Source organism: Natronolimnohabitans sp. A-GB9 (assembly GCF_030848565.1).
GTDB lineage: Archaea > Halobacteriota > Halobacteria > Halobacteriales > Natrialbaceae > Natronolimnohabitans.
Window position 1 is genome coordinate 312,005 of record NZ_JAVDDV010000002.1, and the last position, 14,984, is coordinate 326,988.

The window sequence follows — 14,984 nt, forward strand, 5'->3', positions numbered from 1 at the left end:
GACAGTAACTATTGATAGTACTTTCGTATTTCCGATATTTGTATCTCGAAGACATATTCAACAAAGATGTGATTGGAAGGAAGAGAGACCTGAATCGTCTCCACAAAACAGGAACTAGTAACATTCGTACACATATTTGGTAGTGAGGAAGATAGGACACTAGTCAACTCGATAATACGGTTGCATATCGTCGACCGGGAACCGCCGTTCAACCGGAGCGGCGATCGTCTGAACCAACCGCCCGGAACGGACAGGTTCAGGGCGATTGAATCGACCGACGCCGGCGAGTGCGTGTCATACGCAAGCATACTGTTTATCGAAGTCGGAGTGAAAGCGGTATTCCTACGGGTAACCAATGGAGACCGATCGTAACCAGTTCGCCGAATTCGGAGGTGTTGTGTGGTGAGTTCCGACGAGGACGGTGGACCCGCGGACGACGAGACGTTTCATCCACTCGGTGAGCAGTGGCAGGACGGACTCGAGGAGGCACTCGAGGAGACCGACTACGACGCGGAACTCGGCATGGAGATGGCCAAAGACGCCATGCGCGTCACCGAGGGGGAACTCTCGGAAGCGGAATTCTACGACCGCTATCACGACGATGTCGTCGAGGAGTTCGGCGAAGACGATCGGCCGATGGCGGACGAAATCGAGGCGGATAGAGCCGAGGGACGTCTCGAGAACACGCTTTCTGCACTCGGAATGGGCGAGGACTCACGCCGTGGCGTGATGAAGAAGATGGGCGGCGCCGGCGCCGTCGGGTTCGGTGCCTGGACGACGGCCAACGCCGATGGCGACGGGCCTGACGAGTCGCTGGCGGCCCAAGACGAGGAGGCAGACGAACCGGACGACACGAACGGGCACGGGACCCAGTGGGGGATGGCACTCGATCTCGAGTACTGTGACGCCTGTCTCGCCTGTGTCACCGCCTGTGCTGCCGAACACAACTGGGAACAGGGCGCCAACTGGATGTACGTCCTCGACTACGAGGACGACACCACGAGCGACGAGTTCGTCAACCGGCTGATCCGGCCGTGTCAACACTGTACCGACGCACCTTGCGAAAAGGTCTGTCCGACAACAGCACGACACACTCGCGACGAGGACGGACTCGTATTGACCGACTACGACGTCTGTATCGGCTGTCGATACTGTCAGGTCGCCTGTCCGTACGGCGTCAACTACTTCCAGTGGGACGAACCGGACGTCGGCGAAGACGAACTCGACGAGGACCACGTCTACGACGCACGCGACCGGCCGGTCGATAGCCGCGGTCCACGCGGCGTTATGGAGAAGTGTACGTTCTGTGCGACGCGACAGGATGGAACCATGGGCGACGAGATGGTCGGGACGACCGCCTGTGAGGACGCGTGTCCGCCGGAGGTGATCCAGTTCGGGAACATGAACGATCCGAACAGCGACGCCCAGCGGTACATCGACAACGTCGCCAAAAACCGAACGCTCGTCCAGATCGACCGAGACCTCCCCTCGCCCGAGGACGTCGAAGAAGCACTCGAGGACGAGGACGACCTCGAGGCAGACGACGTCGTCGACGCCGTCGAAGACTTCGACGAGGACCTGCTTACGGTCATACTGGCGATCTCGATTCTCGAAGAGCGTGGCGAGCCCGAGGGGCCGGAGTCGAGCAGCCTCGCCGAACAAGAGGCGGCGACCATCGAACTGGCGGAACTCCTCGAAGAGCAGGGACTCGACGTCGAGGGCGAAGACCTGCTCGTCGATCTCGACCTCGCCGACGAGCCCGAGGAGGACGAGGAGTTCGACGGCCCAAGCGAAACTCTCGCCCAGGAACAACTCGAGGAGTTCGGTGGGACGCCACACTCGCGGTTCAAACTGCTCGAGGACATCGGAACGGATCCAAACATCGTCAACCTCGGGAACGAGCCGGGACCGGACGCCGAACAGATCGAGGGACCGGTCGCGTACGACGACGTCGGCCAGACGGACAACCGCAAGGACGTCCTCGACGACGGCACCGTCGGCCCCGACGGGCCGTCCTTCTGAGACGGTCTCGGTCTTCTGTACCGAGTGCCCAGCCCACCCCGGACGATCGCGGTTGTACCGCCACAGACGTCCAACGATCAGTATGCGTCCGTTACCGTCCTCGTCGGATCGACTCGCCGTCTTCATTAGGACCGCCACGAACGGTTCCGTATGAACACTCGCCAACGGATCATCGTGGGCGGGCTCTGGATCGGCGTCGCGGCATTGATGGCGATCACGCTCGAGCCAGGAGTCCCGTCGACGGTCAGCGAAATCGCCCGACTGTTCGTCGTCGTCTTCGCACTGTTTCTTGCAGTCGTCTACCTGTTCGATCCCTGGGACATCGTCAGTCGGCACTCGCCCTAACGTCGTACGCCCAGCTGCAGGATCGTATCGAACCACACCGCCGGATTCGACCCTGTAATCGACGCTTTGTAGGGTGTTCGTATCCGGACTGGGAGCCGATACACGTATCCAGACTGGTTCGAAACGCGACAGACGTCGCTACGGAGTCCCGTAATACACATCCACAGTGGATCGCACTCGCGGCGGAAACGACGGATAACAGTCCGTCTCATACGGTCTCCTGTAGTCAATTACCGCCGATCGCCGACCCCGTCCTGGCGATCGGCGGTACATAGTTACAGCAGTCCGTATCAGTCGTCGGCCGGCGCGAGCGGCTGTTGATCGGCCGCGAGCAGCCGATCGAGTGCGTCCACCATCGCTTCGACGCTTGCACGCGTGATGTCGGCCTCGCTGCGGGCGACGGTAACGGACCGATCGTTTCGCACCATCGTCACCTCGACGGTGACGACGGCGTCGGTACCGCCGGTCACGGCGTCGACGTGGTAGGACTCGAGTTCGGCGTCGGCCATCGAGCCAAGCGCCTCGCGGACGGCCGAGACCGCCGCGTCGACGGGGCCCGAACCGGTGCCGCTGGCGACGCGTTCCTCGCCGCCGACTTCGAGGCGAACGCTCGCGGTCGGAACGGGACCACCGCTGGTCGCAGTGATATCGAGCAGGTCGACGACGCGCTCACGGTCGTCGCCGGTGACGTCCTCGGCGATCGCCAGCAGGTCGGCGTCGGTCACCCGACGACCACGGTCACCCAGTTCGGTGACCCGCTTTGCGATCGCGGCGATCTCGTCGTCGTCGGCATCGACGTCGTGCTCCTCGAGAGTCGCCTTGACGCCCGCACGGCCGGTGTGTTTCCCCAGCGCGAGCCGGCGCTCGCGGCCGACCGTCTCGGGCGCGTAGGGCTCGTACATCTTGTCGTCTTTGAGCGTCCCGTCGGTGTGGATGCCGCTCTCGTGGGTGAAGGCGTTCTCGCCGATGACAGCCTTGTTCGGCGGCAACTGGACGCCGGTCGACCGGGAGACGACCTGTGCGAGGTCGTACAGCTCCTCGAGTTCGAGCGTCTCGACGTCGTAGACGTGTGAGAGAGCGATTGCGACCTCCTCGAGTGCGACGTTGCCGGCCCGTTCGCCGAGGCCGTTGACGGTACAGTGGACGAGGTCGGCGCCGGCCGAGACGGCCGACAGCGCGTTCGCAACGCCCAGCCCCAGATCGTCGTGGGTGTGGGCGCTGACCGGCCCGATCTCGTCGAGCCGGGAGACCGCCTCGGCGGTGCGTTCCGGCCCCGTGTGGCCGACGGTGTCGGCAAAGCAGATCCGATCGGCGCCGGCGTCGGCAGCGGTCGCCATCAGTTCCTCTAGATAGTCGAGGTCGGCCCGCGAGCCGTCCTCGCCGATGACCTCGACCCACAGGTCGTGGGCCTTGGCGTACTCGACGAGTTCGGCCGTCGTCTCGAGGTTGTCCTCGTGGGAGGTGCCGACTTTCCCCTCGATGTGGCGATCGCTCGAGGGGACGACGATGTGGACACCGTCGACGTCACACTCGAGGGCGAGATCGACGTCGGACTGCATCCCGCGGCAGAAACTGGTCACGAGCGCGTCGAGCTCGAGGTCGGTCACCCGCGAGATTGCCTGTCGCTCGCCCGCACCGGTACAGGCGCTGCCTGCCTCGATGACGGCGACGCCGGCGCGTTCTAACGCGCGGGCGATCTCGACTTTCTCGTCGGGCGAAAGCGAGACGCCCGGCGCTTGTTCGCCGTCGCGAAGCGTCGTATCGAGAAGGCGGACTGTACGGTCTGGAGCGATCGTATCGTCGGCGGAGTGCGTCACAGGTAGAAGTGAATCGGTAGTTGCAGTCGTTTCATCGGAGAATTTCACGCCCAGCCGGGTTGCCCCGACTTCCTCTATCCTCGGACATGGTATGCCAACCTATTGCAGCATGCTGACTTAAATCCGCCGGTCCCGCCTCGCTCGAGGTGGCCCGAACGCGCTTTCACCCGACCCGAACACCCTTCCACCCCCTCGTTGTATCCGCACTCGAGTATGGATTCGACTCTGGAGCCACTTGCCGACTCGCTTCGCGACGCCCCGGTCGTCGACCGCGACGGCTACGAGTACTTCGTCCACGGCGTCACCGACGGCGTCCCACCGATCGAACCGGCGGTCCTGGAAGCGATCGCCGACGGGATCCGCGAGCGGGTCGACCTCACAGACGTCGACACGCTCGTCGCCCCAGAGGCGATGGGAATCCACCACGGGACGGCGCTCTCGCTTGCAACCGGCATCCCGATGGCAGTCGTCCGCAAGCGCTCCTACGGCTTCCAGGACGAGATCGCCGTCCACCAGGAGACGAGCTACGGCGAGAGCGACCTCTATCTCAACGGCGTCGAACCGGGTGATCGCGTCGTCCTGGTCGACGACGTACTCTCCTCGGGTGGCACGATCGAAGCCGTCTGTGACGCCCTCGAGGCCGCCGAGGCCGAACTCGTCGATATCGTGGTCGTCCTCCGGCGTGTCGACGCCGACCACGCGGACGTCTCGCGATCGGTCACGAGCCTGCTCGACGTTCGAGTCCGCGACGGCGCGGTCGAAATCCTCGAGTAACTGCGTATCGACCGTCGGTCGAGAGATTACCGACCCAGAAAGCGGACGCGAAGCCAGCCGAGGAGTCCCGACGGCGACGAGTCGTCCGCGTCCCCGTACTCCTCGTACAGATACGCGATGATGTCGTCGCTCTCGGAAAGCCCATCGACGCCGTTCGTTCGATCGACGAGCACGGGGACCTCGTACTGTCCGCTCGCTTCGTAGACGGCCGTCCGGTCTTCCCGCGAGGACGGAACGGTATGTGACTCGTAGTCGAGGCCGAGGTCCGAAAGCGCCCAGCGTACCTTCGCACAGTACGGACAGCCGGTGAGTTCGTACAGTTCGAGGTCGGGACTGGTCATAGAGGGGCTAGTGAATACGACGAGAAGAGTGTTCCCAGTCACTGCCGGCCAAGGTATTACTCCTCGAAGACGAGTCGATCACCCGCTGTGACGTCCGCCCCGGCGCCGGCCGGGAGTTCGACGAGGAGATCACACTCCTCGCGGGCGAACCCCCGCCACGGGCGTAACCGCTCGACGCGCTGGACGACGCCGTCGACGACCCAGACGGCGTCGATAGGAACGAAGACGAACAGCATGTGGACGTCGCGGGTTTTGACGGTATCGAACCGAAACGCGAGCGCGTAGTCGTCGGGCAGCGACCGCCGGAACATCAACCCACGGGTCTGATCGATCAGCGAGTCAGCGAACTCGACGGTCGTCGCCACCACCCGTCGCTCGTCGCCCCCTCCGTTCGTCGCTCGCGAGGTCGCGTCGCCGTCGTCATCGCCCGCCGACTCGACGTCCCCGACCGGATACTGCACCAGACGCACGCCCTCGAGTCCGAGGGCCGATTCCAAAAGTCTTCTCGCTCGAGCCGACAGCCCCGGATGCCCGTGAGATTCAACTTCGTGCCGTGCGAACGAACGCTACCTTCCGATGGAGAAAACGCCACGGGGGACGTCGGTCGGTGTCGACGACCCCTACGAGTTCGCGGGGGTCTGTGACCACCTCACTGGCGAGGGACGATGTCGATACGCCTTCGAGCACTACGAGCACGACCCCGATTTCGCCCGCGACCGCGCCACGGAAGACTACGAGTGTCCCGTCATCGATCCCGAGACCGACGAGACGTGGGCCGATTGTCCCCACTTCCGCTCACGGAACCGAGATCGGGAGTGTACCCGGTGTGGACTCGAGGAAAAGCGGATGGCCCACGACGACGAGCGCCCACTGCTCGAGGAGCATCACCTCTCGTATGCACGCGACGGCGACCGTCTCTCACACGAGATTACGATCTATCTCTGTCGGTGGTGTCACGCGAAGGTCCACGACTCCTGGGCGCGGATCACCGACGACGCGTCACCGGATCCGGAAGCGATCGCCGAACTCGAGGGGCGACGCGGGCGCGAACAGTCCGAACTGGGGTTCGAATCCGCAGCCGAACGATACGACAGCGGCGACGGCGACGGATAAAGACCCTACCGCCGTCTGCTCCGATCAGCCCGTGTTCTTCATCCCGGCGGCGACTCCCTTGACCGTCAGCCGCAGCGTCCGTTCCTCGACGTCCGTCCGATCGCTTCGCTCGAGTAGGTAGACCTGTAGCAGGTTCAACGGGTCGACGTAGGGGTTACGGCGTGCGAGGTTCTCGCCGAGCCAGTCGCGGGTATGCAGCGTCTCACGCTGGCCGATCTCGGTGATCAGGTCACTCGCTCGTTCGTACTCGGCGGATACCCGGGGGAAAAACCGGCTCCGGAGATCCTCATCGGCGAGGTCGGCGTACTGTTCGGCGATCTCGAGTTCGGTCCGGGACAGCGAGAGCGCGGCGTTGTCGAGCGTCGTTCGGAAGAACGGCCACTCGTCGTACATCTCCTGGAGCGTCTCCATCGACCCGCCCTCGTCTATGTACGCGTCGATTCCGGTCGCGAGCGCGTACCAGCCCGGCAGGATACACCGCGACTGGGTCCAGGAGAACACCCACGGGATCGCCCGCAGGTCTTCGACGGTACGCTCGCCGCTGCGGGAGGCCGGCCGCGATCCGAGATCGAGATCTTCGATGACCGTAATCGGCGTCGCCTGCTCGAAGTACTGGACGAAGCCGTCACTCTCGAGGAGGTCACGGTACTCCTGTCGGGCGGCGTCGGCCATCGTCTCCATCGCGTCGAACCACTCCTCGGGAACCTCCTCCTCGGGCTGGTCCATCGCGTACAGGCGGGATCGCAACTGCGCGTTGAGCATCTGTTCGATGTTGCGCTCGGCGATACGGGGATTCCCGTACTTCTCGGCGATGGCCTCGCCCTGTTCGGTGAACTTGACCTGCCCCGTCACCGTCGAGCTGGGCAACGCGAGCAGTGCCTCGTTCATCGGGCCGCCACCCCGCGAAATCGAGCCGCCGCGGCCGTGGAACAGCCGCATCGTCACGTCGTGATCGTCGCAGATCTCACCCAACCGACGCTGGTTCTTGTACAGCGACCAGTTGGCCGCGAGGAAGCCGTTTTCCTTGTTCGAGTCCGAGTAGCCAAGCATGATCTCCTGGGTCCGTCCACGGGCCTCGAGTGCCTGTGCGTAGGCCTCGTTTTCGAACAGCGTGCCCATGATCCGCCGGGCGCCCGAGAGGGCGTACTCGGTCTCGAGCAGCGGAACGATGTCGATGCCGCTGTGTTCGGGCAGGGAGACGACACCCGCCTGGTCGGCGAGGAACAACACCTCGAGGACGTGACTCGGCTCCTCGGTCATCGAGATCGCGTAGGTGTCGATGGCGTGGACGCCGTACTCGGTCTGCCAGTCGCCGAGGTTATCGAACAGCCGAAGCACGCGGGCCGAATCCTCGGAGAGGCCGTCGGTCGCCGAGAGGTCGACGACGGGTTCGTCCTGTACGATCGCGTCGGTCAACAGTTCGACACGTTCGTCCTCGGAAAGCGACGCGTAGTCGATTCCCTCGCGCTCGAGGGCCTCGGCGATGGCGTCGGTGTGTTTCTGCTGGTGTTCGCGCAAGTCGAGACTAGCAAGCGAGAAGCCGAAAGTTGCGACCTGCCGGCGGATCGGATCGACGTGGGACTCGGCGACGCGCTCGGCGCCGTTGTCCCGCAGGCTCTCGGCGAGGATCTCGAGGTCCTCGAGCAGACCGTCGACGTCGTCGTAGCCGCCCGGTCGAACGTCACCGACCCGCTCTAGGCGCTCGCGCATGAGCTTGAGCTTCTGGCGGTAGGGTTCGCCAGGGTAGCGCTCCTCGGCGGTGCGAGCGCTGCCAGGGAGTCGCTCCCGGTCGTCCTCGAGGGAGGCCTCGAACGCTGACCCACTGTCGATCCGGCTCCCGTCCTGACTCAACACGCCCGAGAGGCGCTTGAGCTGGTCACGGTACTTCTCGAGGACGACCTCGCGCTGCCGTTCTAAGGTGTTTGCCGTCACCTCGGGGGTCACGTACGGGTTGCCGTCCCGGTCGCTGCCGGCCCACGAGCGGAACTCGAACAGTTTGGGTATCTCGAGCTCTCCGTCGACCTCCTCGTCGATCGCATCCGCGAGTTCGTCGTAGACCTCGCCGACGACGTCGAATAGCGTGTTCTCCAAGTACCACTGGACGTTCCGTGCTTCGTCTTCGGGCTCGGGCTGGCGGCTTCGCACCTGTGGGGTCTGCCAGAGGCTCGTCACTTCCGCGTCGATGTCCCGCCAGACCTGCGCTTGCTCCTTGTCGGTCAGCAGTCGCTCGTCGAGCGTCTCGAGATGGGTCGAGATCGTCCGCAGTTTCGATTTGACCGTCTTCCGGCGGGCCTCCGTCGGATGCGCCGTAAACGTCGGCTCGATCAGGACGTCGTCGAGGACTTGCGAGACAGTCTCGATGTCGGTCTCTCCTAGTTCCTCGGCGACCGTCTCAAGGCTGTCCTCGAGGGTTCCCTCCTGGGACTCCCTTCGGATCGTCCGTACACGTTCGCGTTCCTCCGCGAGATTGATCAGTTCGAAGTAGGTCGTAAATCCACGGGCAACGACCCGCTGTTGGTGGGGTGAGAGCCCCTCGAGTCGCGAGATCAGCGGTTCGCGAGACTCGGTCTCGCCAGACCGGTAGTCGATCGCGGCTTGCCGACACGACTCGACCGTCTCGAAGTCCCGTCGAGAGGTCTGGTCCTCGAGGACGTCGCCGAGCAATGCCCCAAGCTCCCGGACGTCCTGTCGGATCTCCCTGTTGTGTAGTGCCATACCATCACCGTGCGGCTTCACCCTCAAAAACCCCCGTGTAGAGGGGGTTTCTGCAATAAACCTCGAGTTTCTTGATAAATTATACGGGGACCAGCGATCAACAACCTACCATATCACACATATGTTGTGTGATCGGGTCGAGAAATCATTCGGCCCACGGTCGCTGTCACCGATATGCTCGAAATAGAAACTCAAACTCGAGTTACATTCTTCGGCGGTGCTGAACGAGAGTGATGTATCAGTGGAAGGGTCGGCTGGCCGACACCACCATGCGTGCTCGTCGTTCGACTGCGGACGAGGCTATAGTACCAACTGATACTGCCGGACAGCAGTCAGTGACCCGTCGGTCGCGAATTCGCGGCTGCCACCGTCTGAGACAGCCGCAGTCGTGCGACCGACGTTGAATAGTTCTGTCCGGCAGTATGAAACGACTTACACACACGGTCGGCTGCCGGCACGACGTGGCTGGGACGAACCGTATCAAAAAACGTCAGGAAAGGAGTGCTCCGACAGGGATTCGAACCACGCGAAACGCTCGCGTTTCTCTCATTCGAATCACCTCGTGTGCTTCCTTCTTCACTCACGAGGTTCGTTCAGAAGAGTGCTCCGACAGGGATTCGAACCCTGGTCATTGCCTCGAGAGGGCAATATGATTGGCCGGACTACACTATCGGAGCGCACCGTTTCTCGCTGCCTGCTGGGTCATCGCAGCCGTCGGCGCGGTCGTCGTCTGCATTCATTCGTTACGCGGTGTACTGTTTAAGCATTCCGTTTCGAACCGAGATTGTCGTGTTATAACACGAGTTCGAACGGTGATACGATCACTCTTCGAAGGGTGATTTGGTCGCCTCGGGCTCGAATCCCTCGAGGCTAATAATGTTCTCTCGGCCGACGCGGAGTTTACTGATCGTACCCTCCTCTTCCATATCGGAGAGGAGCATACTGACCTTGGATTTCGACCAGCCGGTCTCCTCGACGATGTTGACCTGTTTCATTCGGCCACCGTTCTCGCGGATGAGTTTGACGACCCGGTCCTCGTCGGTAAGCAGTTCCTCGTCGGGCAGTGGGTCCGTCGTCTCGGACGCTCCGTCGTCCGCCACAGTCGGTTCCGACGACGAATCGGGCGGCCGAGCCGCCGACGCCGCCGCATCCGGCCCCGGCTGCTCGTGCTCGAGTCCGCCGGACGCACCGTCGGTCGACCGACGACGGTACCAGACGGCGCCACCGGCGAGGGCCAGTGCGGCGAGGACACCGATCGCGAGAAGCCATGGCGCGTCACCGGCGATCGTCCACGAGGAGGTACTCTCGCCGGCACCCCCGTTCTGGACGAGAACCGCCCCTGGCTGTCCGGCGAAGAACTGCTGTTCGCCACTCCAGCGAACCCAGTCGGCTCTCTCGAGCATGCCGCCCTGGTATTCGGCGCTGCCCTCGGGATCGATCTGATCGAAGGTGAGATCGTCGTCGGCGACGATCATCAGCCGTTGGTCCTCCGCGAGGTACATGTTCGTAAAGACATCGCCGACCCGGACAGTGCCGTCGTCGTCGACGTCGGCGAATCCCTCCCAGACGAACGTCATCTCGACGATTCCGCGAGCACCGAACTGATCGTCGACGGTCGCCGAACGCTGGAAGTTCGTGGCCTCCATCTCGCGGTCGGTCTCCTCGACACCGCTTTCGGCCATCCCCTCGGCCTGTTCGACGAACCCCTCGTAGAGATCCGTCTCCTCCGATTCGAACTCCTCGGCGAACGCCTCGAACGCTTCGCGCTCCTCGGACTCGTTGTCGCCGTCGAACCACTGTTGGTGCTGGAAGGTCCACGTTGCGCTTCCGTTCTCGTGGACGGTGATCTCGAAGGTCGTCCGATCGAAGTCTTGTGACGTCGTAAACGAGTCCGACTGGGACTGCATCGCCGGTTCGAGTGCTGACTGCTGGGTCTGTGTCGAACCGGCAGTTCCCGTGTCGGCCATCACCGGTGTCACGCCGACGAGGACGAGCAACGCGGCGACGAGAACGACAACGCCGACGGAGGCCGACCGATTCATTCGTCTCTTACTACGTGGCGGAGCTAAAAATGGTTGTGAATAGCGATACGGATGGTTGGCCGTGCGAAATGCAAGAAGAGTCGACTATCGAGACGACGTCGCGCGGATGTGTCGATACGCACAAACCGGTCGACGCTGTACCGTCAGCCATGATCGCTAATCTCGCACAGGGAGTCCAGGCGTTTACGAGCAACGTCTTTCTCGTCGCCGGCGACCGAACCGTCCTCGTCGACACCGGTTCGAACTTCGACGTCGTCGACGCCATCGACGAACGGGTCGACGACCTCGACGCCGTCGTGCTCACTCACACACATCCCGATCACGTCGGGAACCTCGAGACGGTCACAGACGCCTTCGACGTCGACGCATGGGGGTACGACCCCTCGATCGACGGCGTCGATCACGCGATCGAGGACGAAGAACGGGTTCAGCTCGGCGACCACGAGTACGTCGCCCTCCACACACCGGGACACAAGAACGATCACCTGTGTTTCTACGCCGACGACGCCGGCGTCCTCTTCGCGGGCGATCTGATCTTCCAGAACGGGAGTTTCGGTCGGACCGACCTCGAGGAAGGCAATCGAGAACAGCTAATCGAGAGCATCGACCGCGTCCTCGAGTGGATCGACGAGGACCTCGCGGAGATGCACACGGGCCACGGGCCAAGCGTCACGACCGATCCCTACGGCCACGTGGAGCTGTCGGCACGGATGGCAAGACAGGCCTGATACGGTCTCCTGTCGTCACGTGCCGTCGATCGCCGACCTCGTCCTGCGGTCGGCGGGACATAGTTACAGCAGCCCGTATAACGTACTGTACGGCGAGGAAACCCACAGCCACAGTCACAGCCACAGACACAGCCTCGGCTACCAGGCGTCGACGATATGTGCGTCCTCGGGCTCGAAACCGACGGTCAACTCGTCCTCGGAGGCGTCCTCGAGCCGTAACACGATCGGGCGCTCCTGCCACCGGCCGTAGACGTGGACGCTCTCGCCGCGAAACTCACTCGTCTCGACGGCGACGGAGATCTCGTTTCGCTCGACGGTCCGGGAGAGGGCAGCCGGACGCACGCAGAAACTCACTCGATCCACACCGGCTGGAACGCCCGCGAGCTCGAACGTCGTTCCGTCGACGTCGACACGGTATCGGGCTCCGTCTTCCACTCGAGTCCGAACGGTGCCGTCGAAGACGTTGTTGTCGCCGACGAACTCGGCGACGAACCGCGTTGCCGGCTCGTGGTAGAGCTCCCGTGGCGTCGCCACCTGTTCGATCTGCCCGTCGTTCATCACCGCGAGACGGTCGGAGATCGCCAGCGCCTCGTCCTGATCGTGGGTGACGTAGACGGTCGTGAGCCCGAGCGTCGACTGAATCCGTGTCAGCTGGCGGCGCAGCGACTCCCGGAGCCGGGCGTCGAGTGCACTCATCGGCTCGTCGAGCAAGAGCAGATCGGGCGCCGGGGCAAGCGCACGGGCGAGCGCGACGCGTTGTTGCTGCCCGCCCGACAGCTGATCAGGGTCGCGATCGCCCATCCCCTCGAGGTCGACCAGCTCGAGCAGCTCCGCGATGCGCTCGTCGACGCTCGTTCCGTTCGGCGGGTCCCGAAACCGAAGCCCGTAGCCGACGTTCTCGGCGACGGTCATGTGTGGAAAGAGCCCGTAGCTCTGGAAGACGACGCCGACGTCCCGTTCTTCGGGCGGAACGGCGGTCATCGGCTCGCCGTCGAAAGAGACGGTGCCCGCGGTCGGCTCTTCGAAGCCCGCGATCGTCCGGAGGGTGGTCGTCTTTCCACAGCCCGAGGGGCCGACGAGGGTAAAGAGCTCACCGTCGCGGACGGTCAGATCGACGTCTCGTAGCGCAGCCGTTCCCTCCCCCGAGCCGTAGCGCTTCGAGACGCCCTCAAGACGGAGTTCCGTCACAGTTCGTACCTCCCGCCGACGCGGTCGATGACGACGAAACTCGCTGCGGTGACGATCAACAGCAGGGTCCCCATGGCGATCGCCGGACCGGAGCGCCGGCCGAGATATCGTTCGACGGCGACGGGCATGGTGTAGCTCTCACTACCGCTGGCCAAAATCACCGTCGAAGAGAACTCGCCGACCGAGATGGCAAAGGCAAAGGCCGCGCCGGCGACGATGCCGTTTGCGACCAGCGGGAGTTCGATGTCGAGCATCGCTCGTGTCCTCGAGGCGCCAAGCGCACGGGCGGACTCGACCATGGCTGGGTCGAGACTGCCAAGCAGCGGCGAGACGTTTCGCGTCACGAACGGGTAGGCCGCGACCGCGTGTGCGACGACGATGGCGACGGCGCCGGTCACCTGAAACCGCCACCCGCCGGGCAGTGAGATGCCAAAGACCAGTCCCTGCAAGAGCCCGATCCCGAAGACGACGCCACTGACCGCCAGCGGGAGCATCGCCAGGGTATCGACGATCCGACCGCGACGGCCCGCCCGAACCGTCACGACCGAGATCACGACGCCCATCGGCACCGCGACGAGAAGCGTCGCGACGCCGAACAGCAACGAGTTTCGAACGGCCGGCCACGGCTGTGTCTGGAAGCTCGCACCCTCGAGTTGGCGCTCGAGCAAGAACGCGTAGTTCCGAAGCGTGAACCCGGAGCCATCGGTGAAACTCCCGACGACGAGACTCGCCATCGGACCGACGAACAGAAGCAACGCGACGAGCCCGTAGCCGAAGATCGCGAGCCGTCGCAGCGAGAGCGCCGTCCGCAGGTCAGGAATCAGCCGTTCTTTCGACGGTGGCGACGGTGCTCGAGCGAACCCGGTCTGTGCGGACTCGTATCGGAGGTAGGCGTAGGTCAGTCCCAGCGAGAGGATCGTCTCGAGAACGGCGAGGGTCGCAGCCTCGGCGTAGTCGAGTTGCTGGATGCGATCGTAGATCCAGACTTCGACGGTGGCGAGCTGGAGGCCGCCCAACGCAAGCACGATCGGGAACGTCATGAACGTGAAGATGAAAGTCAGCAAGGCGCCGGTGAGGACGGCCGGCGCGAGCTGTGGGACGACGACGTCCCGGAACGCACGTCGCTCGCTCGCGCCGAGGCTGCGTGCGGTTTCGACGGTCCGTGCGTCGACGGCTTCCCAGGCGGTGACGGTGAGTCTGGCGACCAACGGTGCGTTGTAGAAGGCGTGGGCCAGGATGACGATCGCGAGCGGGTTCGCCTCGATGAACGCGAACGGGCCGAGGCCGACCGCGCCAAGCAGGGAATTGAGCGTTCCCGTCCGGCCGAACATGGCGTAGAAGCCGACCGCGACCATGATTCCCGGCAGCACGAACGGAAGAATCGTCAGCGACCGAAGCGTCTGGCGGCCGTAGAACTCGTAGTTTGCGAGCACGTACGCTGCGGGCAGCCCCAGGGCGACGCTTGCAATCGTCGACAGCGCAGCCTGGTAGGCCGTGAAACCGAACAGTCCCTTCCGGACGCCGGGCGTATCGATACCGATCCACGGCACTGGAACGTCGAGTCCGGGGATCGGGTACCCGACGCTGAGTGAGATCGAGACGGCACCGACCCAGGCTGCGAGCGACCCGAGATGGGTCCCGATCGCGAGCGGCTCCGCGAAGACGTCGGCGAGGATCCCGAAGTAGAAGGGATCGGTCAGCACGTCCGTGAAGTGGCCGAGCGTCGGGAGTCCGTCGTCGACGAACGCTTCGCTGAAGACGACGCCGGCAGGGAGATACAGCATGACGACGAGAACGACCGCCGTCCCGAGTGTCACAGCCACGAGGGCGTGGTGCTCGAGCCACTCGCTGGCGCGGCCGCGGTCGCTCGGAAGACGATCGAGGGGAGACACGAGTGGG

12 protein-coding genes and 1 tRNA gene are annotated in these 14,984 nt (G+C 63.7%); 5 read left to right on the forward strand and 8 right to left on the reverse strand.

Going from position 1 to position 14,984, the window contains the following annotated elements:
- The first annotated feature begins 402 nt into the window (after nt 1-402).
- A complete protein-coding gene (locus tag RBH26_RS04025; RefSeq protein WP_306756721.1) occupies nt 403-2,022 on the forward strand; it encodes a 4Fe-4S ferredoxin N-terminal domain-containing protein in 1,620 nt (539 codons plus the stop codon).
- A gap of 150 nt (nt 2,023-2,172) precedes the next feature.
- Complete coding sequence (locus tag RBH26_RS04030; protein ID WP_306756722.1) at nt 2,173-2,367, forward strand: hypothetical protein; 195 nt, start codon at nt 2,173-2,175, stop codon at nt 2,365-2,367.
- A gap of 290 nt (nt 2,368-2,657) precedes the next feature.
- Here the strand turns inward: RBH26_RS04030 and RBH26_RS04035 are convergent, their stop codons facing one another.
- Nucleotides 2,658-4,184 carry a (R)-citramalate synthase gene (locus tag RBH26_RS04035; protein ID WP_306756724.1) on the reverse strand — a complete coding sequence of 509 codons (1,527 nt, stop codon included), beginning with the start codon at nt 4,182-4,184 and terminating at the stop codon, nt 2,658-2,660.
- A 213-nt stretch (nt 4,185-4,397) separates the two neighbouring features.
- On the opposite strand from RBH26_RS04035, the gene hpt reads away from it, so the two are divergent.
- Nucleotides 4,398-4,958 carry a hypoxanthine/guanine phosphoribosyltransferase gene (gene hpt / locus RBH26_RS04040; RefSeq protein ID WP_306756725.1) on the forward strand — a complete coding sequence of 187 codons (561 nt, stop codon included), beginning with the start codon at nt 4,398-4,400 and terminating at the stop codon, nt 4,956-4,958.
- A gap of 26 nt (nt 4,959-4,984) precedes the next feature.
- Here the strand turns inward: hpt and RBH26_RS04045 are convergent, their stop codons facing one another.
- Both RBH26_RS04045 and RBH26_RS04050 read right to left on the reverse strand, forming a co-directional pair.
- Nucleotides 4,985-5,299, reverse strand: a complete 315-nt coding sequence (locus RBH26_RS04045; RefSeq protein WP_306756726.1) for a glutathione S-transferase N-terminal domain-containing protein — start codon at nt 5,297-5,299, stop codon at nt 4,985-4,987.
- A gap of 56 nt (nt 5,300-5,355) precedes the next feature.
- Nucleotides 5,356-5,667, reverse strand: a complete 312-nt coding sequence (locus tag RBH26_RS04050; RefSeq protein WP_306756951.1) for a DUF192 domain-containing protein — start codon at nt 5,665-5,667, stop codon at nt 5,356-5,358.
- Nucleotides 5,668-5,875: 208 nt separating this feature from the next.
- Between RBH26_RS04050 and RBH26_RS04055 the strand changes: the two genes are divergently transcribed.
- Nucleotides 5,876-6,412, forward strand: a complete 537-nt coding sequence (locus tag RBH26_RS04055; protein ID WP_306756727.1) for a hypothetical protein — start codon at nt 5,876-5,878, stop codon at nt 6,410-6,412.
- Nucleotides 6,413-6,436: 24 nt separating this feature from the next.
- Here the strand turns inward: RBH26_RS04055 and ppc are convergent, their stop codons facing one another.
- The 3 genes from ppc to RBH26_RS04070 form a co-directional block, all read right to left on the reverse strand.
- Nucleotides 6,437-9,127 carry a phosphoenolpyruvate carboxylase gene (gene ppc / locus RBH26_RS04060; protein WP_306756728.1) on the reverse strand — a complete coding sequence of 897 codons (2,691 nt, stop codon included), beginning with the start codon at nt 9,125-9,127 and terminating at the stop codon, nt 6,437-6,439.
- A gap of 602 nt (nt 9,128-9,729) precedes the next feature.
- Nucleotides 9,730-9,804: transfer RNA gene (locus RBH26_RS04065), tRNA-Glu, on the reverse strand.
- A 144-nt stretch (nt 9,805-9,948) separates the two neighbouring features.
- Nucleotides 9,949-11,169 carry a helix-turn-helix domain-containing protein gene (locus RBH26_RS04070; protein WP_306756729.1) on the reverse strand — a complete coding sequence of 407 codons (1,221 nt, stop codon included), beginning with the start codon at nt 11,167-11,169 and terminating at the stop codon, nt 9,949-9,951.
- Between the two features lie 149 nt (nt 11,170-11,318).
- On the opposite strand from RBH26_RS04070, the gene RBH26_RS04075 reads away from it, so the two are divergent.
- Nucleotides 11,319-11,897, forward strand: coding sequence for an MBL fold metallo-hydrolase (locus tag RBH26_RS04075; protein WP_306756730.1), 579 nt, complete (start codon nt 11,319-11,321; stop codon nt 11,895-11,897).
- Nucleotides 11,898-12,035: 138 nt separating this feature from the next.
- Here RBH26_RS04075 and RBH26_RS04080 read toward each other — a convergent pair whose 3' ends face one another.
- On the reverse strand, nt 12,036-13,085 hold the full coding sequence (locus tag RBH26_RS04080) for an ABC transporter ATP-binding protein (RefSeq protein WP_306756731.1): 1,050 nt from the start codon (nt 13,083-13,085) through the stop codon (nt 12,036-12,038).
- Nucleotides 13,082-14,977: an iron ABC transporter permease gene (locus RBH26_RS04085; RefSeq protein WP_306756732.1), complete on the reverse strand. Its 1,896-nt coding sequence runs from the start codon at nt 14,975-14,977 to the stop codon at nt 13,082-13,084. Before RBH26_RS04085 ends, RBH26_RS04080 begins: the two co-directional genes overlap by 4 nt.
- Between the last annotated feature and the right edge of the window lie 7 nt (nt 14,978-14,984).

Coding starts and splice junctions, on each gene's coding strand:
- RBH26_RS04030 (WP_306756722.1), top strand. CDS start 2,173: ATGAACACTCGCCAACGGATCATCGTGGGCGGGCTCTGGATCGGCGTC.
- hpt (WP_306756725.1), top strand. CDS start 4,398: ATGGATTCGACTCTGGAGCCACTTGCCGACTCGCTTCGCGACGCCCCG.
- RBH26_RS04045 (WP_306756726.1), bottom strand. CDS start 5,299: ATGACCAGTCCCGACCTCGAACTGTACGAACTCACCGGCTGTCCGTAC.
- RBH26_RS04055 (WP_306756727.1), top strand. CDS start 5,876: ATGGAGAAAACGCCACGGGGGACGTCGGTCGGTGTCGACGACCCCTAC.
- ppc (WP_306756728.1), bottom strand. CDS start 9,127: ATGGCACTACACAACAGGGAGATCCGACAGGACGTCCGGGAGCTTGGG.
- RBH26_RS04070 (WP_306756729.1), bottom strand. CDS start 11,169: ATGAATCGGTCGGCCTCCGTCGGCGTTGTCGTTCTCGTCGCCGCGTTG.
- RBH26_RS04075 (WP_306756730.1), top strand. CDS start 11,319: ATGATCGCTAATCTCGCACAGGGAGTCCAGGCGTTTACGAGCAACGTC.